Raw genomic sequence first — 20,799 nt, 5'->3', positions numbered from 1 at the left:
GTTACGATCCAGTACCTGGGGCGATCAAGCGACATCCGGCTGTCCCGCCCGGAGATCGCCTGCTGTTTGCTGAATGGGGGTAAATCCCGGCGTACACCTTCGCGCGCGGCTTACATCCAGCGCCCTAGACTGGCGCCGCATTTTCGATTCCGCCCCGTTGGAGATCGTGTGGGTTCCGGTAGTGACAGACATCGACTGTGCGGCCACAGGCCGGCACAGCCAGGACAAGTGCGGGCGCCGGGAAGGCGCGCCGGGAACCTTCGTGCATGCAGCCCGGCCGGGATGGCCGGCCGTGCCGACTGCGCGGAGTAGGCGGCGATGGGGGTGCAGACCATCCACGCGGAAGCGGATACGCCCCGGCTTGACGCCGGCTGGGCGCTGCTGCCTGCTGAATCGCCGCTGCAGATGCCCGAGCAGACCCTGCGCGAAGGCGAGCTGAAAGTCCGCAGGCATCGCACCTCGCCGCGCATGATCGGCCTGCGCCGGCTGTACATCCTCGGCGGCACCGCGGTGATGACCACCGTGGCCACGCGCATGATGTGGCGGGTGTTGTCGGGCAACGGCATCAGCGTGCTGGAAGCGTGCCTGCTGGTGCTGTTCGTAGGCCTGTTCGCCTGGATCGCGCTGTCCTTCGCCAGCGCCGTGGCCGGCTTCCTGACCGCCGTGTTCGACCGTGGCTACCGCCTCGGCATCGACCCGGACAAACCGCTGCCGACCGTGCACAGCCGCACCGCGCTGCTGATGCCGACCTACAACGAAGATCCGCGCCGGCTGCTGGCCGGCCTGCAGGCGATCTACGAATCGGTGGCGGCCACCGGGCAGCTGGAACGTTTCGACTTCTTCGTGCTCAGCGATACCCGCCGCGAGGACATTGCACGGGCCGAGGAGCAGGTGTTCGCCGAGCTGCGTGAGCGCGTGCCCGACGGCCAGCGGCGGCTGTTCTATCGTCGCCGCAGTGACAACGGCGCGCGCAAGGCCGGCAACATCGCCGACTGGGTGCGCCGCTTTGGCGGCGCCTACCCGCAGATGCTGATCCTGGATGCCGACAGCCTGATGACCGGCGACAGCATCGTGCGCCTGGTGGCCGGCATGGAACACAACGCCGACGTTGGCCTGATCCAGACCCTGCCCTCGGTGATCGGTGGCCGCACCCTGTTTGCCCGCATGCAGCAGTTCGGCGGCCGCGTGTACGGTCCGGTGATCGCCCGCGGCGTGGCCTGGTGGCACGGCGCCGAGAGCAACTACTGGGGCCACAACGCGATCATCCGCACGCGCGCCTTCGCCGATCAGGCCGGCCTGCCGGCGCTGCCGGGACGCAAGCCGTTCGGGGGCCATGTGCTCAGCCACGACTTCGTCGAAGCGGCGCTGATGCGTCGGGGTGGCTGGGCTGCGCACATGGTGCCGTACCTGGGCGGCAGCTATGAGGAAGGTCCGCCGACCCTGACCGACATGCTGGTGCGCGACCGCCGCTGGTGCCAGGGCAACCTGCAGCACGGCAAGGTGGTGGGCAGCCGCGGCCTGCACTGGATCAGCCGCGTGCACATGCTGATCGGCATCGGCCATTACTTCACCGCGCCGATGTGGGCGATGCTGATGCTGATCGGCATCGCCATCCCGTTGTTCCAGGAGGGCATCGACTTCAACGCCCTGCTGCACCTGTCGCCCAGCGTGTACTGGCGCGCCCAGGACGAGGAACAGGTGGTACGCCTGTTCGCCGCGACCATGGCGGTGCTGCTGATGCCCAAGGTGCTGGGGTACCTGGCGATGCTGCTGGACCCGGTCGACCGGCGCGGCTGCGGCGGCGCGATCCGTGCATTCGTGTCGATGCTGGTGGAGACCGTGTTGGCCGCACTGATGGCGCCGGTGGTGATGTACGTGCAGTCGCGTGGCGTGGCCGAAGTGCTGTCCGGTCGCGATTCGGGCTGGGACGCCCAGCAGCGCGACGACGGCGGCATATCCTGGATGGCGCTGATCCGCGGCTACGGTGGCCTGGGCGTGTTCGGTGCCTTCATGGGCGTGCTGGCGTGGGCGGTGTCGCCGTCGCTGGCGGCGTGGATGGCACCGGTGGTGATCGGCATGGTGCTGGCCATTCCGGTGGTGGCACTTACGTCCTCGCGTGGCCCGGGTGCCTTCCTGCATCGCCTCGGCCTGCTCGACATCCCCGAAGAGAACATCCCGCCGCCGGTACTGGTGCGCGCTGCCCAGTTGCGCCGGGAAGCGGCCGAGCAACCGCCGCTGTACTGATCGCCCCGCGGCAGCGGCATAATGCGGCTCGAACTTGGAGGAGCCGCATCATGCTGCAATCGGTGGAACAGGAAACCGGCGCTTCGCCGCAGTGGTCGGTGATCTGGCTGCATGGCCTTGGTGCCGATGGCCATGACTTCGCGCCGATCGTGCCGGAACTGGTACGCCCGCACTGGCCGGCGCTGCGTTTCGTGTTCCCGCATGCACCGGTGCGGCCGATCACGATCAACAACGGCGTGCCGATGCGCGGCTGGTACGACATCGTCGGCATGGATTTCCGATCGCGTGCCGACATGACCGGCGTGCAGGAATCGGTGCTGCAGCTCGATGCGCTGATCGCCCGTGAGATCGAACGCGGCATCGCACCGGAGAAGATCTTCCTGGCCGGTTTCTCGCAGGGCGGTGCCGTCATCCTCACCGCCGCGCTGTCACGTACCGCGCCGCTGGCCGGCCTGATCGCGCTCTCCACCTACCTGCCCGAAGCCGAGACCGCCAAGCGTATTGAAGGTGCCGTGCAGGTGCCGGTGTTCATGGCCCACGGCAGCGCCGATCCGGTGATTCCGCAGGCAGTGGCTGCGCACAGCGCGCAGGCACTGCAGTCGCTGGGCCTGGTGGTGGAATGGCATAGCTACCCGATGGCCCACCAGGTCTGCGCCGAAGAAATCCAGGCGCTGGGTGACTGGCTGCAGGAACGCCTGGGCGCCGCCTGAGCCATGCCTCCGGCCAGCACACCGCCGTGGATGCCGGAACTGTGCCGCCTGCCACGGCTGGCGGCGATGCTCGGCTTGGCCGAGCTGGTGGTGGTGGTGCTGGCCCTGGCGCCCGACGGCAGCCGCCACTGGACCTTTGGCGAACTGCTGTCGGCCAGTGGCTTCGCGCTGTGGCTGGCGCTGGCGGTAACCGCCAGCCTGTGCCTGCTGCGGCAGGCGCTGTCGAAGCTGCCGCAGATGCTGGGCGCGGTCGCGGCGATTGCGTTGGCGGCGCTGATCGCGGTGGTCTGTGCCGGCATCGTCCACGCCCTGTATGCGGTGCTGGGGGACAACTTCGCCAGCGGCATCAGCTTCTGGCGCTTCACCCTCGGCAGTGCCGCAACCACCGCACTGATTACCGCGCTGGCCCTGCGCTACTTCTATGTGAGTGATCGCTGGGCCGCACAGGTGCAGGCCAACGCGCGCGCGCAGGCCGATGCGCTGCAGGCACGGATCCGCCCGCATTTCCTGTTCAACAGCATGAACCTGATCGCCAGCCTGCTGCATCGCGACCCGGAAGTGGCCGAGCGCGCGGTGCTCGACCTGTCCGATCTGTTCCGCGCAGCCTTGGGTGCGGGCGAAGGCGATTCCACCCTGCGCGACGAATGTGAGCTGGCCGAGCGCTACCTGTCGATTGAATCGCTGCGCCTGGGCGAACGCCTGCAGGTGCACTGGCAGCGCGACGAGCCGCTGCCCTGGGACCTGCCATTGCCGAGGCTGGTACTGCAGCCGCTGGTGGAGAATGCCGTGCTGCACGGCATCTCGCGCCTGCCCGAGGGCGGCACCATCGAACTGCAGCTCGTCCGCGAGGGCAATGAGCTGCAGATCCGTGTGCGCAATCCGGCGCCCGACCCGCAGGCCCCGGGACTGGCCCTGGCGCGGGGCGCGGGTCATGCCCAGCACAGCATCGGCCATCGCCTTGCCTGGCGCTTCGGCAGCACCGCGCGGATGACGGCCGGCTGGAGCGAGGGCTACTATGCCTGCCAGGTGACAGTGCCGATCCAGTGAGGGGACGACCGTGAGGGTAGTCATCGCCGATGACGAACCGCTGGCACGCGAGCGCCTGCGCAGCCTGCTGGCAGCGCAGGACGGCGTGGATGTGGTGGCCGAGGCCGGCAACGGCGAGCAGGCCCTGCACGCGTGCGCGGAACTGCAGCCGGACCTGGTCCTGCTGGATATCGCGATGCCCGGGCTGGATGGCCTGGAAGCCGCCCGCCACCTGGCCAGCTTCGAGCCGCGCCCGGCGGTGGTGTTCTGCACTGCTTACGATGCGCATGCGCTGTCGGCGTTCGAGGCGGCCGCGATTGATTACCTGATGAAGCCGGTTCGTGCCGAGCGGTTGGCGGCAGCGATCGCACGTGCACGCACGTTCCTGGCCGGCCGTGATGGCCAGCCGCAGGACCACCGCGGGCAGCAGGCCCGCAGCATGCTGTGCGCGCGCCTGCGCGGCAGCCTGCGCTTGATTCCGCTGGACGACATCCATTACCTGCAGGCCGAAGAGAAGTACGTGGTGGTGCACCACGCGCGCGGCGAGGACCTGATCGAGGAGTCGTTGAAGTCGCTGGAAGAAGAGTTCGCCAGCCGCTTCATCCGCATCCATCGCAACTGCCTGGTGGCGCGCCACGAACTGGTCGAGCTGCGCCGTGGCACGGGTGGGCAGGTGCAGGCGGTGCTGCGGCATGGCAAGCAACCGCTGGAAGTCAGCCGCCGCTGCGTGGCGACGCTGAAGCAAGAACTGCGGCATTTGTAGGTTCCGCGCGGCCTGCGGCCGCGACTGCTGACGAGCAACGTCTGAAGCAACATCAACATCAACAGCAACATCAACATCAACAGCAGGTTGGTCGGCTCGTTGTTCTTACGTGCTGGGTCGGGCCGGGGTGGGGTGGCGGGACACGCCGTAAACCCATCCATGGGGGCTCGATGGCGCCATCCATGGCGCCAACGGTCCCGCAACCCCACCCCGGCCCCACCCTCTCGTTCTCCACTGCATCGGACAGCAAAAGCATTGTTGTTATCGGCTTGGGAAGAGGGGTCAGATCCCTTTTCCTGCGGAAAAGGGATCTGACCCCGGAAGCCGTCGGCAGTTGCTTCTGCTTCTGCTCTTTTTTTTGATCTTCCGTGGCTGGCGCACACGGAAACTGTCAGGGGCCGGGTGGGTGGGTTGCGCAGGGGCGCAGGCGCCATGGATGGCGCCTACGAGCTTACAAGGACGTACTTGCAGCGTCCCCTGCGCGACCCACCCACCCGGCCAAGCGCGGCTGTTGCTTTCACGACGGTCATCCACGAGGGGCTCCGCCGTTGGCCGTATCCGCGCCGAAGGCGCGATAATGACCGGATGGAAACCGTCCGCATCGCCACCCGCAAGAGCCCGCTCGCCCTCTGGCAGAGCGAACACGTCGCCGATCGCCTGCGCCAGGCCCACCCCGGCCTGCATGTGGAACTGGTGCCGATGAGCACCCGCGGTGACGAGGTGCTCGATCGTTCGCTGGCCGCCATCGGTGGCAAGGGCCTGTTCCTGAAGGAGCTGGAGCTGGCGATGCTGCGTGGCGAGGCCGACTGCGCCGTGCATTCGCTGAAGGACGTGCCGATGGAGCTGGACGAACCCTTCGCGCTGCCGGCGATGCTGACCCGCCACGATCCGGCCGATGGCTTCGTTTCCAACCTGTACGCCTCGCTGGATGCGCTGCCGATCGGTGCGCGGGTTGGCACATCGTCGCTGCGTCGGCAGGCGCAGCTGCGCGCGCTGCGACCGGACCTGCAGCTGCTGGACCTGCGTGGCAACGTCAACACCCGCCTGGCCAAGCTCGACAACGGCGGCTACGACGCCATCGTGCTGGCCGTGGCCGGGCTGGAACGGCTGGGGCTGGGCGAGCGCATCGTTGCCCGCCTGCAACCGCCGCAGTGGCTGCCGGCGCCGGCACAGGGCGCGGTTGCGGTGGAATGTGATGGCAGCAATGCGCGCTTGATGGCGCTGTTCGCCGGCCTGGATGACGCGGCGACCCGTGCCTGCGTCGAAGCCGAGCGGGCGATGAACCGTGCGTTGCATGGCAGCTGCCACGTGCCGGTGGCGGCGATCGCGCAGTGGCAGGGGCAGGATCTGCACCTGCAGGGACTGGTGGGCAGTGCCAGTGATGGCCGCGCGGTGCGCGCCGAGGCCGTCGGCCCGGCCAGTGACCCGGAAGTACTGGGCCAGCGCGTGGCGAAGATGCTGCTGGATGCCGGTGCCGGCGAACTGCTGAACGTCTGAGGCATCGCAGGTAGTGCCGGCCGCTGGCCGGCAACCTCGTGCCCCGATTGAATGCAGTTGCCGGCCAGCGGCCGGCACTACCGAAAGAAGAACGGGCGCCTTTGGCGCCCGTTTCTTATTTGAACTTGTAGACCACGTTCATCGTGGTCAGCGTATCGGTCTTGCGCTTGTCTGCGGCTACGTCGCTGTTGTAACGCGCCTGCCAGCCGGCCTTCAGCGCCAGATGTTCGTTCATGCTCACCGAGACGCCGAAGTCGTTCTGGCCGAAGGTGTTGTACGAACCCGATTCGACCAGCAGGGTGTTGACCAGGTCGGTGTTGTCGGTCAGCGAGTACTTCATGTCGAACAGGCCGCGGCCGATCATGCCGGTGCGGGTGCGGTCGTCCTCGGTGCTGTGGGTGCGGCGCACACCAGGGCCGATCTGCGCGTCGAACGAGAAGCGCTCGGTGTTCCACAGGCGGGTGCCGTAACCCAGACCGAACGAACTCTGGCGGTCGTAGGTGGCGAAGTCGTCACGCTCGGTACGCACCGTCGCGGTCAGCTGGCGGTGCTCGCCCAGCTGCAGCGCACTGCCGGCACTGCCGGTGTAGCGGTTGGCGGTGGTGTTGTTGCGGCGGCTGGTGGAGCCGTCGTCGCGGGTCTCGGTCACCTTGGAGCTGGAACGCAGGCCAGCCAGGTCCATGCTGTGCACCCAGTCGCCGTCGGTATAGCGCAGGCGCAGGCGGCCGTTGAAGCTCTCGGTGCTGCTGTTGCCGCGTGCCGAGGCGAAGCCGAGCTCGCCGCCGCTGCCGCTCCACGGCGAAGACATCGCCGCCAGTTCGGAGGCATCCTGCGCATACGCAAGCGGCGCGCACAGCAGCAGGGGGATCAGCAGGGACACACGCAGGGACATCGGGGCTTCTCCGAAGCGGTTGACAGCCGGTGATGATACTGGAAGCGTGATGGCGGTCCGAATCGATCCAAAACCCGCTTCAGGAAACGTTCCTGCCACCGCCCATTCAGGGTAGATCGACGCGCAATGCCGGGTCGTTGAAGCGCGAATAGCGCAGGCGCAGCTGGAAACTGCGGCCGTTGCTGCTGCCGCTGCGTACGATCTGCCGTGGCAGGCCCTGTGCGTCCACCCAGTACTCCAGGCGTTCGCCGGGCTGGGTGCCGCGCAACCGGTAGTGACGGGTTTCGACTCCATCCAGCGACTGGCCGCCGAGGTCTTCGGCCTGCAGGTCGGCGGGCAGGGCATCGGCCGGCAGCGGGTTGCGCCATTGCTCGAGCAGGCCCGGCGGGGTCGGGACCTGGCGGACCCCGCCGTCGGCCTGCAGGAACATGGTGTCGCCGATGATCGTCTGCGGCCCGGCCGCGGTCTGCAGCCGGAATCGGTCGGGGGCAACGAAGTCCATGGCGCTGCGTACCGGCTGCGGCGCGCCCAGAACCTCCAGTTCGGCATGGAAGCTGCGCAGGGCGGCGAAGCGCTGGCTGGCCGCCAGCACGGCCTGCGCCGGATCGGAGGCAGGGACGGCGGCTGGGACGGCGGCTTCAGTGCCGGCCGGAGCCGGTGCGCGATCGCAGGCGGCCAGCAGCAGGCAGGCCAGCAGGGGCAGGGCAGGCAACCGGCGCATCGGGTGTTCCATGGGGCGGGGCGCCCACGATAGCCCAAACGTCCCACACAAGACCCGCGACTCGGACATAATCGGGGGTATGGACCGATACGAACGCATCACCGCCCTGCATCGTCTGCTCAAGTCCGCGCGCTATCCGGTGACGGTGGCGACCCTGCAGGACAAGCTCGGTTGTTCCCGTGCCACCGTCTACCGCGATCTGGCCTTCCTGCGCGATGCGCTGATGGCACCGATCGAGGGCGACGGCGAGGCCGGCTTCCGTTACCAGGCCGACGAGAGTGACCGCTTCGAGCTGCCCGGCCTGTGGCTGAGCTCGGAGGAGCTGCACGCCCTGCTGGCCTCGCAGCACCTGCTGGCACGGACCGGCGGCGGCGTGCTGTCCTCGGTGCTGGCACCGCTGCAACAGCGCATCGAGAGCCTGCTGGCGGCCCAGGCCGGCGTCTCCAACTGGCCGGTGGACCGTGTGCGGGTGATCCCGCACCGTGGCCGCAAGTTCGACGAGGGCAGCTTCCGCAGCGTGGCCTCGGCCGTGCTGGAGCGCCGCCAGCTGGCGTTCGAGTACCGCGCACGCTCTACCGACGAGCCGACCAAGCGCACCGTTTCGCCGCAGCGCCTGACCCACTATCGCGACAACTGGTACCTGGATGCCTGGGACCACGACCGCGAGGCCCTGCGCAGCTTCGCCGTGGACCGCATCCACAAGGCGCGGGTAGTCGACAACACCGCCCGCGACGTTGCCGACAGCGAGCTCGACGAACAGCTCGGCGCCAGCTACGGCATCTTCTCCGGTGCACCGAAGGGCTGGGCGACCATCCTGTTCAGCGCCAAGGCCGCTCGCTGGGTGGCCGACGAACACTGGCACTCCAAGCAGCAGGGCCGTTTCCTGGCCGACGGCCGCTATGAGCTGAAGGTACCGTACAGCGTCTCCCGCGAACTGCTGATGGACGTGCTGCACTACGGCTCGGATGCCGAGATCGTCGAACCGGTGATGCTGCGCGAGCAGGCCAAGGCGCTGCTTGAGCTTGCCCTGAGCAACTACGACAACTCCTGACCCTCCCCCCGAGAACCCTTTTGCCCATGAAGAAGACCCTGTTGCTGCCCCTGCTCGCCGCTGCCTTGGCCCTGACCGCCTGCGGCAAGTCCGGCGAGCCTTCGCAGAAGCTGGTGGTGGCCGCCACGGCCGTGCCGCACGCCGAGATCCTTGAGGTGGTCAAGCCGATCCTCAAGCAGGAAGGCGTGGACCTGGACGTGCGCGTGTTCAATGACTACGTGCAGCCCAACGACCAGCTGGTGCAGAAGCAGGTGGATGCCAACTACTTCCAGACCGAGCCGTACCTGGATGCCTACAACCGCGATCGCAAGAGCGATCTGGTGAAGGTGATCGGCGTGCACATCGAGCCGTTCGGCGCGTACTCGCGCAAGATCAAGTCGCTGGCCGAGCTGCGCGAAGGCGCCGACGTGGTGATCCCGAACGACCCGAGCAACAACAGCCGCGCGCTGATCCTGCTGCACAAGGCTGGTGTGATCGAGCTGAAGGACCCGGCCAACGCACTGTCGACCCAGCGCGACATCACCGCCAACCCGAAGAAGCTGAAGTTCCGTGAGCTGGATTCGGCGATGCTGCCGCGCGTGCTGGACCAGGTCGACCTGGCCCTGATCAACACCAACTACGCGCTGGATGCCGGCCTCAACCCGACCAAGGATGCACTGGCGATCGAGAGCAAGGATTCGCCGTACGTGAACTTCCTGGTCGCACGCCCGGACAACAAGGACGACGCCCGCGTGCAGAAGCTGGCCAAGGCCCTGACCAGCCCGCAGGTGAAGGCATTCATCGAGTCCAAGTACAAGGGCGCGGTGCTGCCGGCGTTCTGATGTTGGGGTAGCGCCGGGCCATGCCCGGCGGAATGGGTGTTCGCCGGGCATGGCCCGGCGCTACCGCCCTCAATCCACGTGGAAGGCGAGGGTGGCCGCCACGGCCTGCTGCCATCCCGCATACAGTTTCTCGCGCCGGGCCACTTCCATCTGCGGCTCGAAGCGCCGGTCCAGCCCCCACTGCGCGGCGATCTGTTCGCGGCTGGTCCAGAACCCCACCGCCAGCCCGGCCAGATAGGCCGCACCCAGGGCGGTTGTTTCGGTCAGCCGCGGCCGCAGCAGCGGTACGCCGAGGATGTCGGCCTGGAACCCGGCCAGGAAGTCGTTGCCGATCGCACCGCCGTCGGCGCGCAGTTCGGTCAGCGCGATGCCGGCATCGGACTGCATCGCATCAAGCACGTCGCGGGTCTGGTAGGCCATCGCCTCCAGTGCCGCGCGCACGAAGTGGGCCTTGTGGGTGCCACGGGTCAGGCCGAACATCGCCCCGCGTACGTCACTGCGCCAGTAGGGTGCACCCAGGCCGACAAACGCCGGCACCAGGTACACGCCACCACTGTCGGGCACCTGCACGGCCAGCGCCTGGCTGTCGCCGGCGCGCTCGATCATGCGCAGTCCATCGCGCAGCCACTGCACCACGGAACCGGCGACGAAGATCGACCCCTCCAACGCGTACTCCACGCGCCCGTCCAGGCCCCAGGCGATGGTGGTCAGCAGGCCATTGCGCGAGCGTACCGCCTGCGCGCCGGTGTGCATCAGCATGAAGCAGCCGGTGCCATAGGTATTCTTGACCATGCCCGGCTGGAAGCAGGCCTGGCCGAACAGCGCCGCCTGCTGGTCACCGGCGATGCCGGCGATCGGAATCGGATGGTCGAAGAAGAACTGCGGCCGGGTGTGCGCGTACACCGAACTGGAGTCGCGTACCTGCGGCAGCATCGCGCGCGGGATGTCCAGAAGCGCCAGCAGGTCGTCGTCCCAGTCCAGCGTGTGGATGTTGAACAGCAGGGTGCGCGCGGCATTGCTGTAGTCGGTCACGTGCGCCTGGCCACCGCTCAGGTTCCAGACCAGCCAGCTGTCGATGGTGCCGAACAGCAGCTCGCCGCGCTCGGCACGCTGCTGCGCGCCCTCTACGTGGTCGAGGATCCACCGCACTTTGGTGGCGGAGAAATAGGCATCGATCAGCAGGCCGGTGCGCTCACGGACCAGCGCCTCATGTCCTTCGGACTTCAGCCGTTCGCAGATGGCGTGGCTCTGCCGCGACTGCCAGACGATGGCGTTGTGGATCGGCTGGCCGGTCGCGCGGTCCCAGACCACGGTGGTTTCGCGCTGGTTGGTGATGCCCAGTGCGGCGATGTGGCGCGGGTCGATCTGCCCGCGGCTGAGCAGTTCGGTCAGCGTGGCATAGACGCTGGTGAGGATCTCGCGCGGGTCATGTTCGACCCAGCCCGGCTGCGGGAAGATCTGCGCGAACTCGCGCTGCGCGCTGCCGACGATGTCGCCGGCACGGTCGAACAGGATCGCGCGCGAACTGGTGGTGCCCTGGTCGATGGCCAGCACGTAGCGGGGCGTCATGCAGCGTCTCCGGTAGCGATTGGGAAATCCTAATGCATCGGTAGCGCCGGGCCATGCCCGGCGTCACCGTGATCCGCCGGGCATGGCCCGGCGCTACCGTTGCGTCATCCACGCCTGCAGCCGCGCCGCCTGCGCGGCATCCAGCCGCAGGCCCAGCTTGCTCCGCCGCCACAGGACATCCTCGGCGCTATGCGCCCACTCATGCTCGCGCAGGAACGCCACTTCGCGTGCATGCAGGCCAGCACCGAATGCCTCGCCCAGATCGGCCATGCTCTGCGCACCCTCCAGCAACGCCACGCTGCGGCTGCCGTAGGCTTCGGCCCAGCGCCGCGCGATGTCCGCTGGCAACCACGGCGCCAAAGCGATCAGTCGCGAGCATGCCTGCCCGGCGTCACCCCAGTCACTGCCCGGTAGCGGTTCTCCCGTTGCGGTCCATGCCGCTCCCATCTGTGACAGGGCAGGGCGCAGCAGCTCCAGCGCTTCCTCGGCCAGCACCCGGTAGGTTGTCAGTTTCCCTCCCAGTATGTGCAAAGCCGGTGCCGGATCCACCTGCAGCTGCAGGCGGTAGTCGCGGCTCAGCTTCGCCGCGCGCGGGTCGGGGTCGGCCAGCAGCGGACGCACGCCGGCGAACTGCCAGACCACATCTGCCGCGCTGATCGGTTCGCGCAGATAGCGGTTGGCCGCCTCGCACAGGTAGGCGACCTCGGAAGGCAGCACGTTGCAGCGCGCCGGGTCGCCGCGGTAGTCGGTGTCGGTGGTACCCACCAGCAGGTGGTCGTGGGCGAACGGCAGCAGGAACACTACGCGGCCATCGGGCTGCTGCAGCAGGCAGGCACTGTCGTCAGGCCAGGCGCGGCGCAGCACGATGTGGCTGCCCTGCACCAGGCGCAGGGCAGGGCCGGCGCTGCGCGGCTGCATCCGATCCAACAGGCCGCCTGCCCACGGACCGGCGGCATTGACCACGGCACGGGCGATCACCGCCTGCTGCTGGCCGTCGGCTGTTTCCAGCGTCACGTGCCAGCGGCCTTGTTCGGCGCGCAGGTCGACGCAGCGGCTGTGGACCCGTACCTGTGCACCGCGTTGCGCGGCATCCAGCGCATTGAGGACGACCAGGCGCGCATCATCGACCTGTGCGTCGGCATAGCTGAACGCCTGTCGCAGCGATGGCGAGAGCTGTGCGCCCAGCGGGTCCTGATGCAGATCCAGTGCGCCCGATGCGGGGAAGGCCGGGCTGCGCGGCCCCAGGTGGTCGTACAGCCACAAGCCCATGCGCAGCAGCCAGCGTGGGCGCAGGTGCGGTTCCCAGGGCAGCACGAAACGCAGTGGCCGGACCAGGTAAGGAGCCTGTCGGCGAACAACCTCGCGTTCGCCCAAGGCCTTGCGTACCAAGCCGAACTCGCGCTGTTCCAGGTAGCGCAGGCCACCGTGGATCAGCTTGCTGCTGGCGCTGGAGGTATGCGCAGCGAGGTCGTGCTGCTCGCACAGCAGCACGCGCAGGCCACGACCGCTGGCATCACGGGCGATGCCGGCACCGTTGATGCCACCACCGATCACCAGCAGGTCGACGTCGTGCATCGCGCCTCCGCATCCTGTGTGTATGTAGAGTCGACTGTCAGTCGACTGCTCTTGTAGAGCCGAGCCATGCTCGGCTATCGAAAAAGCAGTCGACTGACAGTCGACTCTACAGAACGCGGGTGACGGAAACGACGACGGGCCCCGCAGGGCCCGTCGCGTTACATCAATGAAGCAGTTACTGCCTGGATCAGAAGCGGGCGCCGATGCCGAAGCCGACGGTCCACGGATCCATCTTGGCTTCGCCGATCTTCTCGCCGCCGACCTTCACGTCCGGGCGCGAGCGCATGTAGCGGGCGTCGGCACGGGCGAACCAGGTGGAATTGATGTTCATGTCCACGCCGATGGTGCCGATCACGCCCTTCGCATCCTTGAGGCGGATGTCGGAGCTGCTGCCGTCAGCCAGCGTTTCATTGCTGAAGCTGGACTGGTAGTAGCCCACGCCCACGAACGGACGGAACACGTTGTCGGCCTGGCCGAAGTGGTACTGACCGCTCAGTGCGACCGGCTGCTGCTCGACGTTGCCCAGGCGGGCGTTGTTCGGGCCCTTCACCTTGTGGTCGAACTTGTCGGCGGCGCCCCACAGTTCAACGGCCCAGTTGTCGTTGATGTAGTAGCTGAAGCTGACGGTCGGCGCCGGGCCGCCATCGACCTTCTTGATGCCGTCGATCGGATCGTTCTTCGGCTGCAGCAGCGCGACGCCGCCAACCACGGCAAAATGCTTGCCCGAAGCGGTATCGGTGGTGCTGCTGTCCTGGGCGAAAGCGGCCGGCGCGAATGCGGCGGAGGTCAGCAGGGCGAGACTCAGGATACGGATGGAGCGCATGGGGGTATCTCCTAATGTTTCTTGTTTTGGGCCCCCGGTTGCGGGGCGAGCACACCGTAGTCGCCCCAACATGAATCGAATCCGACGCGCGTTAAAAAATAGTTTTCCTTGTTCAGCGACTGGAGCGGAAAGCCTGTTTTCATGGGCTTTCCGACCATCAGTGGCATTCATGCAGTTGGAGAAGATGTGAGCGAAGCAACGTTGTGCATCGGCCTGCAAGCGCAGGTGAAGGCGGATTGCAGGGTGCTGCTGCTGGGCTCGATGCCCGGCGTTGCGTCATTGCAGGAGCAGCGCTACTACGCCCATCCACGCAATCGTTTCTGGCCGCTGCTGGCCGATATCTGCGGCTTTGACGCAGGACTGGCCTACCCACAACGGCTGCAGGCCCTGGCGGCGGCAAAGGTCGGCCTGTGGGATGTGATCGGCCAGTGCGAGCGGCGCGGCAGCCTGGATGCGGATATCGTGCGCGGCACGGAAGTGCCCAATGCGCTGCCGGCACTGATCGCTTCGCTTCCTGAGCTGGAGCTGATCGGCTGCAACGGTGGTGCGTCGCTGCAGGCATTCCAGCGCTGGGTGTTGCCCCGCCTGGAAGCCCCGCCGACGCTGCTGGCGCTGCCATCCACCAGCCCGGCCAATGCCGCGTGGTCGTTGCCGCGCCTGCGCCTGGCCTGGCAGCCGGTGGCCGACGCACTGGCGACATGAAGCGGACATCGTCCGGACAATACGCTACCGACTGGATGCAGCCGCAACCCATGGGCAACAGCGTGTCCCGGCTGCGTGCGTACTGAAAACACCTGTAACGGTTGGCGCTGGCCCCCGCTGGCCGCACAATAGACGTTTCCCTACACCAGATTGCCGGAGTTATCCCCATGGCCGAAATCAAGGAAGCACTTGTCCCCGATATCGGTGACTACAGCGATATCCCGGTAATCGAGGTGCTTGTCGCCGTCGGCGACACGGTCAAGAAGGACCAGGGCCTGGTGACGCTGGAAAGCGACAAGGCGACCATGGAAGTGCCGTCGGCCGTGGCCGGCGTGGTCAAGGAGATCAAGGTCAAGGTCGGTGACACCCTGTCCGAGGGCAAGGTCGTGGCGCTGATCGAAGTGGCTGAAGGCGAGGCTGCCAAGCCGGCTGCTGCCGCCCCGGCACCGGCCAAGGCCGCAGCGCCGGCCGCTGCCACCCAGAGCACGCCGGCCCCGGCCGCAGCTGCGCCGGCCGCTCCGGCTGCCAGCGGTGGTGCGGTTGAAGCGCTGGTGCCGGATATCGGCGACTATTCCGGCATTCCGGTCATTGAAGTGCTGGTCGCCGTCGGCGACACGGTCAAGAAGGACCAGGGCCTGGTCACGCTGGAAAGCGACAAGGCCACCATGGAAGTGCCGTCGTCGGTGGCTGGCGTGGTCAAGGAACTGAAGGTCAAGGTCGGCGACAATCTGTCGCAGGGCAATGTGGTCGCCATCATCGAGGCCGAGGGCGCTGCCGTGCCGGCGCCGACCAAGGCAGCCGCTGCTGCCGCTCCGGCTGCCGCCGAGACCGCCACCAAGGTCGAGCCGGTCGCTGTGCCGGCGCAGCCGGACAAGCTGGCGGCCCGCGAGATCGCCTCGGCCGGTACCCCGACCAGCCCGCCGGTGCAGTTCAACGCCGATGGCGTGCTGCCGGCCAAGGTGCCGTATGCCACCCCGGCGGTGCGTGTGTTCGCCCGCGAACTGGGCGTGGACCTGCTGCAGATCAACGGCACTGAGAAGGGTGGCCGCATCACCAAGGGTGACGTGCAGAAGTTCGTCAAGGCCGCACTCAGCGGCGGCGTGCCGGCTGCCGGCGGTGCTGCTGTCGCTGCCGGGGGTGGCCTGAACCTGCTGCCGTGGCCGAAGGTCGACTTCAGCAAGTTCGGCGACGTTGAAGTGCAGCCGTTGTCGCGCATCAAGAAGATTTCCGGCGCGAACCTGGCCCGCAACTGGGCGATGATCCCGCACGTCACCCAGTTCGAACAGGCCGACATCACCGACCTGGAAGGCCTGCGCGTGGCGCTGAACAAGGAAAACGAGAAGGCCGGCATCAAGCTGACCATGCTCGCCTTCCTGATCAAGGCCAGTGCCGCGGCGCTGAAGAAGTTCCCGGAGTTCAACGCCTCGCTCGATGCCAGCGGCGAGAACCTGACCCTGAAGAAGTACTTCAACATCGGCTTCGCCGCCGACACCCCGAACGGTCTGGTCGTGCCGGTCATCCGCGACGTGGACAAGAAGGGCGTGGTGCAGATCGCGCAGGAAACCGGCGAACTGGCCAAGAAGGCGCGCGACGGCAAGCTGGGCCCGGCCGACATGAGCGGCGGCTGCTTCTCGATCAGCTCGCTGGGCGGCATCGGCGGCACCGCGTTCACCCCGATCGTCAATGCACCGGAAGTGGCCATCCTCGGCGTCTCCAAGTCGTCCATCCAGCCGGTCTGGAACGGCAAGGAATTCGCACCGAAGCTGATGCTGCCGCTGTCGCTGAGCTACGACCACCGCGTCATCGACGGCGCCCTGGCCGCACGCTTCACCACGTACCTGTCGCAGGTACTGGCCGACATGCGCCGCGTGCTGCTGTAAGGCACCGCTTCGCCCCCACCGTGCGGCCGCCGCCCCTGCGCGGCCGCGTGAACAGATGCAGTGACACAGCCCGCCGGCGCCGCCGGGCGGGCACGAGGAAAACCCACCATGGCCACGATTGAAGTCAAGGTTCCCGACATCGGCGATTACAGTGATGTGCCGGTGATCGAAGTGTTGGTCGCCGTCGGCGACACGGTGAAGAAGGATCAGGGTCTGGTGACCCTGGAGTCGGACAAGGCCACCCTGGAAGTGCCGTCCTCGGCCACCGGCGTGGTCAAGGAAATCAAGGTCAAGCTGGGCGACACCCTGTCCGAAGGCGCCGTGGTCGTGGTGCTGGACGCCGAAGGTGCCGCCGAAGCCCCGGCCAAGGCCGCCGCGCCGGCCCCGGCAGCGGCCGCTCCGGCCAGCAAGCCGCCGGTGACCCCGTCGCACCGCGCCCCGGCTGAACCTGCTGCGCCGAAGCCGGCGCTGTCCAGCGGCAAGCAGGCCGACATCGAATGCGAAATGGTCGTGCTGGGCTCCGGCCCGGGCGGCTACACCGCTGCCTTCCGCGCCGCCGACGTCGGCCTGGATACGGTGCTGGTCGAGCGCTACGCCAGCCTCGGCGGCGTCTGCCTCAACGTGGGCTGCATTCCGTCCAAGGCGCTGCTGCACGCTGCAGCGGTCATCGACGAAGTGGCCCACGCCGGTGATTTCGGTGTCGAGTTCGGCAAGCCGACCATCACCCTGGACAAGCTGCGCCAGTACAAGGAAAAGGTCGTCAACCAGCTGACCAAGGGCCTGGCCGGCATGGCCAAGCAGCGCAAGGTCCGCAGCGTGCAGGGCGTCGGCAAGTTTGTCTCTGCCAACGAGCTGGAAATCACCGCGGCTGACGGCAGCACCCAGCTGCTGCGCTTCCAGAAGTGCATCATCGCCGCCGGTTCGCAGGCAGTGAAGCTGCCGAACTTCCCGTGGGACGACAAGCGCGTGATGGATTCCACCGACGCGCTGGAACTGGCCGAAGTGCCGGGTTCGCTGCTGGTTGTCGGCGGCGGCATCATCGGCCTGGAAATGGCCACCGTGTATGGCGCGCTGGGCAGCAAGGTCACCGTGGTCGAGTTCATGGACCAGCTGATGCCGGGCGCCGACAAGGACCTGGTCAAGCCGCTGGCTGACCGCCTGAAGAAGCAGGGCATCGACGTGCACCTGAAGACCAAGGCCTCCGGCGTCAGCGCCGATGCCAAGGGCATCACCGTGACCTTCGAAGCCGCCGAGGAAGGCCAGTCGCCCGCGCTGGCGCAGGGCACCTTCGACCGCGTGCTGGTGGCTGTTGGCCGCTCGCCGAACGGCAAGAAGATCGATGCCGAGAAGGCCGGCGTGCAGGTCACCGACCGTGGCTTCATCCCGGTGGATCGCCAGATGCGCACCAACGTGCCGCATATCTTTGCCATCGGCGATATCGTCGGCAACCCGATGCTGGCCCACAAGGCCACGCACGAGGGCAAGCTGGCCGCCGAAGTGGCTGCCGGCCACAAGAAGGAATGGGTGGCCCGCGTGATCCCGTCGGTGGCCTACACCAACCCGGAAATCGCCTGGGTCGGCGTGACCGAGACCGAAGCCAAGGCCAAGGGCCTGAAGGTCGGCGTGGCCAAGTTCCCGTGGGCCGCCAGCGGCCGCGCTATCGGCATCGGCCGCACCGAGGGCTTTACCAAGCTGATCTTCGACGAAGAGTCCCACCGCATCATCGGTGGTGCCATCGTTGGCGTGCATGCCGGTGACCTGCTGGCCGAAATCGGCTTGGCCATCGAGATGGGTGCCGAAGCCGAAGACATCGGCCACACCATCCATGCCCACCCGACGCTGAGCGAATCGGTGGCGATGGCCTCGGAAATCTACGACGGCACGATCACCGATCTGTACATGCCGAAGAAGAAGTAAGGCGCCCGCGCCGTTCCGAACGAAAAGCCCCGGCCTCTGCCGGGGTTTTTTTGTTTCACGATGACTCCAGCCCGGTAGTTCGCTGGACTGCGACGTAGCCCGATACAACAGGTTTATCAATAGCTTACGCGCGTCCATCATATGCCGGTGCTTTCTGAAACTTGACCCGGTTCTCCCTCGCGCCGCTCCTATCTGGCTCCTGGAATCCGGGTCGTTCCAAGGAGTCATCATGGCAAAGATCAAGCTCACCAAGACCGCCGTAGAGTCGGCGCAACCCCAGGCGAAGGACATCGAACTACGGGATACCGTCGTGCCCGGCTTCCTTTGCAAGATTACCCCGACGGGACGCCGGGTGTTCATGCTCCAGTACCGCACGAACTCTGGCCAGCCCCGCAAGCCCTCGCTGGGACTCTACGGGGAGCTAACCGTCGAACAGGCGCGGGTCAAAGCGCAGGACTGGCTGGCCGAGGTTCGCCGGGGTGGTGATCCCGGCGGTGCCAAGGCCGAGGCGCGCAAGGCGCCCACGATGGCCGAGTTGTGCAAAAAGTTCATGGAGGACTACTCCAAGAAGCGCAACAAGGTCAGCACGCAGGACGGCTACCAGGGCGTCATCGACCGCAACATCATCCCGCTGCTGGGCCGCAAGAAGGTGCATGACGTGAAGCGGCCCGACATTGCGGGGCTCATGGAAAAGCTGGCCTACAAGCCGACCGAGGCCAACAAGACCTTCGGCGTGCTGCGCAAGATGTTCAACTTGGCCGAAGTCTGGGGCTTCCGCCCGGACGGTACGAATCCGTGCCGCCACGTCCCGATGTACCCGCCGGGCAAGGAAACCCGGCTCATCGTGGACGAGGAAATGGTGCGGATCTTCCGCCAGTTGGAGAAACTGGAGGCGGAGGGGCTGGAGAACTACGTCATCCCGTTGGCGATCCGGCTGCAATTCGAGTTTGCGGCGCGGCGCTCCGAAATCTGCCCGCTCGAATGGAGCTGGCTGGACTTCGAGAACCGGCGCGTGGTGTGGCCCGACAGCAAGGTTGGCGGCATTTCCAAGCCCATGAGCGAGGAAGCCTATCGGCTGCTTTCGACGGCGCCGCGTCTGGAAGGCTGCCCTTACGTCCTGCCGTCGCCGAACGACCCGGCCAAGCACCTGACCTTTGGCGAGCACTATGGCGGCTGGTGCCGGACGCTCAAGGCCGCCAGCGTGCCGCACGTAGGCACGCACGGCATCCGTCATCGCTCGACCACCGACATTGCCAATTCCGGTGTGCCGACCAAAGTGGGAATGAAGCTGACGGGCCACAAGACCGTGGCGATGTTCATGCACTACGTCCACACCGAGGACAAGCCGGTGCGCGAGGCGGCCGAGCTGGTGGCCAGCCGCCGCCAAGCCATCACGGGCGCGCGGCAGCTTGCGGAGGCGGTGGCATGAACGGGCGCCGGCCATCAGCAGCATCGCTCGCAGCGCCCGCGGCGCTGCTGGGCGACATTCGGGCACTGATCGAGGCGGCGCGCAAGCGCGCCGCCTCGACGGTGAATAGCGAGCTTACGATGCTCTACTGGCGCATCGGCCAACGCATCCACACGCAGGTCTTGGACAGGCGCCGGGGCGCCTACGGCAAGGAAGTTCTGCCCACCTTGGCTGCGCAGTTGGTGGAGGAGTACGGCAGCAGCTTTGCAGAGCAGAACTTGCGCCGCATGGTGCAGTTCGCCGCCACCTTCCCCGACGAGCGAATTCTCGTATCACTGATACGAGAATTGAGCTGGACGCACTTCATCGCCCTGATGCCGCTGAAAGACCCGCTCCAGCGGGACTACTACGCACAGATGGCCAGCACCCAACGCTGGAGCGTGCGGACGCTGCGCGAGCGTATCGACTCGATGCTGTACGAGCGCACGGCGCTTTCCCAAAAGCCGGAAGAAACCATAGCGCAGGAGTTGGCGACCCTGCGCGATGCGCAGCGCATGTCGCCGGCCCTGGTCATGCGCGACCCGTACATCCTCGACTTCCTGGGCCTGCGGGACACTTGGCAGGAAGGCGACTTGGAAGCGGCGATCATCCGTGAAATGGAGTCCTTCCTGCTGGAGCTGGGCGCGGGCTTCTCATTCGTCGCCCGGCAGAAGCGCATTCCGATCGACGACGAGGATTTCCACCTTGACCTTCTGTTCTACAACCGCAAGCTGCGGCGGCTGGTTGCGGTGGAGTTGAAGGTAGGTGACTTCAAGGCGGCCTACAAAGGGCAGATGGAGCTTTACCTTCGGTGGCTAGACAAGCACGAACGGGAGCCGGAGGAAGCCTCGCCGCTCGGGATCATCCTTTGCACCGGCAAGAAGCGCGAGCAGATCGAATTGCTGGAGCTGGACAAGTCCGGCATCCACGTTGCCGAGTATCTGACCGCCTTGCCGCCGAGGGGCGTGCTGGTGGAGCGGCTGCAACAGGCAACGCAACGGGCGCAGTTGCAAATCGAGCAGCGCAAGACGGACAACGAGTAGTCCTGTCCCAAGCAGTCGGGCGTCCCGGCGTGCCGCCGTCGCGCTGTCGTGCTGCGCATCGAGCTTCGCTGCGCGAGTCTCGCCCCTGTCGGGCTTCCATCACTGACGCCTCCGTCCC

Annotated in this window: 17 protein-coding genes; 12 read left to right on the top strand and 5 right to left on the bottom strand. The window is 66.9% G+C overall.

The window, feature by feature from the left end; genetic code table 11:
* The first annotated feature begins 318 nt into the window (after window positions 1–318).
* The 5 genes from mdoH to hemC all read left to right on the top strand — a co-directional run bounded on the left by mdoH (window position 319) and on the right by hemC (window position 6,240).
* On the top strand, window positions 319–2,244 hold the full coding sequence (gene mdoH / locus AC3ITW_RS19460) for a glucans biosynthesis glucosyltransferase MdoH (protein ID WP_065724628.1): 1,926 nt from the start codon (window positions 319–321) through the stop codon (window positions 2,242–2,244).
* Window positions 2,245–2,294: 50 nt separating this feature from the next.
* Complete coding sequence (locus AC3ITW_RS19455) at window positions 2,295–2,954, top strand: alpha/beta hydrolase (protein ID WP_006395138.1); 660 nt, start codon at window positions 2,295–2,297, stop codon at window positions 2,952–2,954.
* Window positions 2,955–2,957: 3 nt separating this feature from the next.
* A complete protein-coding gene (locus tag AC3ITW_RS19450) occupies window positions 2,958–4,001 on the top strand; it encodes a sensor histidine kinase (protein ID WP_489389841.1) in 1,044 nt (347 codons plus the stop codon).
* Between the two features lie 10 nt (window positions 4,002–4,011).
* A complete protein-coding gene (locus AC3ITW_RS19445; protein ID WP_006395075.1) occupies window positions 4,012–4,743 on the top strand; it encodes a LytR/AlgR family response regulator transcription factor in 732 nt (243 codons plus the stop codon).
* 585 nt (window positions 4,744–5,328) lie between these two features.
* Window positions 5,329–6,240: a hydroxymethylbilane synthase gene (gene hemC, locus AC3ITW_RS19440; RefSeq protein WP_012512180.1), complete on the top strand. Its 912-nt coding sequence runs from the start codon at window positions 5,329–5,331 to the stop codon at window positions 6,238–6,240.
* Window positions 6,241–6,355: 115 nt separating this feature from the next.
* Here hemC and AC3ITW_RS19435 read toward each other — a convergent pair whose 3' ends face one another.
* Complete coding sequence (locus AC3ITW_RS19435; protein WP_012512179.1) at window positions 6,356–7,132, bottom strand: DUF481 domain-containing protein; 777 nt, start codon at window positions 7,130–7,132, stop codon at window positions 6,356–6,358.
* Between the two features lie 106 nt (window positions 7,133–7,238).
* Window positions 7,239–7,853 (bottom strand): LolA-like protein, encoded by a 615-nt coding sequence (locus tag AC3ITW_RS19430; protein WP_012512178.1) that lies wholly within the window; start codon window positions 7,851–7,853, stop codon window positions 7,239–7,241.
* A gap of 79 nt (window positions 7,854–7,932) precedes the next feature.
* Here AC3ITW_RS19430 and AC3ITW_RS19425 point away from each other — a divergent pair, with 79 nt between their 5' ends.
* Window positions 7,933–8,904 carry a helix-turn-helix transcriptional regulator gene (locus AC3ITW_RS19425; RefSeq protein WP_012512177.1) on the top strand — a complete coding sequence of 324 codons (972 nt, stop codon included), beginning with the start codon at window positions 7,933–7,935 and terminating at the stop codon, window positions 8,902–8,904.
* 26 nt (window positions 8,905–8,930) lie between these two features.
* Complete coding sequence (locus tag AC3ITW_RS19420; protein WP_006394939.1) at window positions 8,931–9,725, top strand: MetQ/NlpA family ABC transporter substrate-binding protein; 795 nt, start codon at window positions 8,931–8,933, stop codon at window positions 9,723–9,725.
* Between the two features lie 69 nt (window positions 9,726–9,794).
* Here the strand turns inward: AC3ITW_RS19420 and glpK are convergent, their stop codons facing one another.
* The 3 genes from glpK to AC3ITW_RS19405 form a co-directional block, all read right to left on the bottom strand.
* Window positions 9,795–11,294, bottom strand: a complete 1,500-nt coding sequence (glpK, locus tag AC3ITW_RS19415) for a glycerol kinase GlpK (protein WP_006394869.1) — start codon at window positions 11,292–11,294, stop codon at window positions 9,795–9,797.
* Between the two features lie 93 nt (window positions 11,295–11,387).
* Window positions 11,388–12,869 carry a glycerol-3-phosphate dehydrogenase gene (gene glpD / locus AC3ITW_RS19410; protein ID WP_012512175.1) on the bottom strand — a complete coding sequence of 494 codons (1,482 nt, stop codon included), beginning with the start codon at window positions 12,867–12,869 and terminating at the stop codon, window positions 11,388–11,390.
* A 187-nt stretch (window positions 12,870–13,056) separates the two neighbouring features.
* Window positions 13,057–13,692 carry an OmpW/AlkL family protein gene (locus AC3ITW_RS19405; RefSeq protein ID WP_012512174.1) on the bottom strand — a complete coding sequence of 212 codons (636 nt, stop codon included), beginning with the start codon at window positions 13,690–13,692 and terminating at the stop codon, window positions 13,057–13,059.
* 186 nt (window positions 13,693–13,878) lie between these two features.
* On the opposite strand from AC3ITW_RS19405, the gene AC3ITW_RS19400 reads away from it, so the two are divergent.
* From AC3ITW_RS19400 to AC3ITW_RS19380, 5 genes are all read left to right on the top strand, one after another.
* Window positions 13,879–14,394 (top strand): DNA-deoxyinosine glycosylase, encoded by a 516-nt coding sequence (locus AC3ITW_RS19400; RefSeq protein ID WP_006394728.1) that lies wholly within the window; start codon window positions 13,879–13,881, stop codon window positions 14,392–14,394.
* A gap of 167 nt (window positions 14,395–14,561) precedes the next feature.
* Complete coding sequence (aceF, locus tag AC3ITW_RS19395) at window positions 14,562–16,274, top strand: dihydrolipoyllysine-residue acetyltransferase (protein ID WP_012512173.1); 1,713 nt, start codon at window positions 14,562–14,564, stop codon at window positions 16,272–16,274.
* 108 nt (window positions 16,275–16,382) lie between these two features.
* The gene (gene lpdA / locus AC3ITW_RS19390) at window positions 16,383–18,191 is read left to right on the top strand and encodes a dihydrolipoyl dehydrogenase (RefSeq protein ID WP_012512172.1); all 1,809 of its coding nucleotides are present in this window, start codon (window positions 16,383–16,385) and stop codon (window positions 18,189–18,191) included.
* Between the two features lie 229 nt (window positions 18,192–18,420).
* Window positions 18,421–19,620 carry a tyrosine-type recombinase/integrase gene (locus tag AC3ITW_RS19385; RefSeq protein ID WP_014603550.1) on the top strand — a complete coding sequence of 400 codons (1,200 nt, stop codon included), beginning with the start codon at window positions 18,421–18,423 and terminating at the stop codon, window positions 19,618–19,620.
* A complete protein-coding gene (locus AC3ITW_RS19380) occupies window positions 19,617–20,681 on the top strand; it encodes a PDDEXK nuclease domain-containing protein (protein ID WP_016487843.1) in 1,065 nt (354 codons plus the stop codon). Before AC3ITW_RS19385 ends, AC3ITW_RS19380 begins: the two co-directional genes overlap by 4 nt.
* Window positions 20,682–20,799 lie beyond the last annotated feature (118 nt).

It is taken from the genome of Stenotrophomonas sp. KH_052, assembly GCF_057838755.1.
The sequence above is the reverse complement of the archived record's forward strand: the minus strand, read 5'-3'. Positions and strand labels throughout refer to the sequence as shown.

What these genes read in the sequence shown, in the direction of transcription:
- mdoH (WP_065724628.1), top strand. Translation starts at nt 319, where the DNA reads ATGGGGGTGCAGACCATCCACGCGGAAGCGGATACGCCCCGGCTTGAC.
- AC3ITW_RS19455 (WP_006395138.1), top strand. Translation starts at nt 2,295, where the DNA reads ATGCTGCAATCGGTGGAACAGGAAACCGGCGCTTCGCCGCAGTGGTCG.
- AC3ITW_RS19450 (WP_489389841.1), top strand. Translation starts at nt 2,958, where the DNA reads ATGCCTCCGGCCAGCACACCGCCGTGGATGCCGGAACTGTGCCGCCTG.
- hemC (WP_012512180.1), top strand. Translation starts at nt 5,329, where the DNA reads ATGGAAACCGTCCGCATCGCCACCCGCAAGAGCCCGCTCGCCCTCTGG.
- AC3ITW_RS19435 (WP_012512179.1), bottom strand. Translation starts at nt 7,132, where the DNA reads ATGTCCCTGCGTGTGTCCCTGCTGATCCCCCTGCTGCTGTGCGCGCCG.
- AC3ITW_RS19430 (WP_012512178.1), bottom strand. Translation starts at nt 7,853, where the DNA reads ATGCGCCGGTTGCCTGCCCTGCCCCTGCTGGCCTGCCTGCTGCTGGCC.
- AC3ITW_RS19425 (WP_012512177.1), top strand. Translation starts at nt 7,933, where the DNA reads ATGGACCGATACGAACGCATCACCGCCCTGCATCGTCTGCTCAAGTCC.
- AC3ITW_RS19420 (WP_006394939.1), top strand. Translation starts at nt 8,931, where the DNA reads ATGAAGAAGACCCTGTTGCTGCCCCTGCTCGCCGCTGCCTTGGCCCTG.
- glpK (WP_006394869.1), bottom strand. Translation starts at nt 11,294, where the DNA reads ATGACGCCCCGCTACGTGCTGGCCATCGACCAGGGCACCACCAGTTCG.
- glpD (WP_012512175.1), bottom strand. Translation starts at nt 12,869, where the DNA reads ATGCACGACGTCGACCTGCTGGTGATCGGTGGTGGCATCAACGGTGCC.
- AC3ITW_RS19405 (WP_012512174.1), bottom strand. Translation starts at nt 13,692, where the DNA reads ATGCGCTCCATCCGTATCCTGAGTCTCGCCCTGCTGACCTCCGCCGCA.
- aceF (WP_012512173.1), top strand. Translation starts at nt 14,562, where the DNA reads ATGGCCGAAATCAAGGAAGCACTTGTCCCCGATATCGGTGACTACAGC.
- lpdA (WP_012512172.1), top strand. Translation starts at nt 16,383, where the DNA reads ATGGCCACGATTGAAGTCAAGGTTCCCGACATCGGCGATTACAGTGAT.
- AC3ITW_RS19385 (WP_014603550.1), top strand. Translation starts at nt 18,421, where the DNA reads ATGGCAAAGATCAAGCTCACCAAGACCGCCGTAGAGTCGGCGCAACCC.
- AC3ITW_RS19380 (WP_016487843.1), top strand. Translation starts at nt 19,617, where the DNA reads ATGAACGGGCGCCGGCCATCAGCAGCATCGCTCGCAGCGCCCGCGGCG.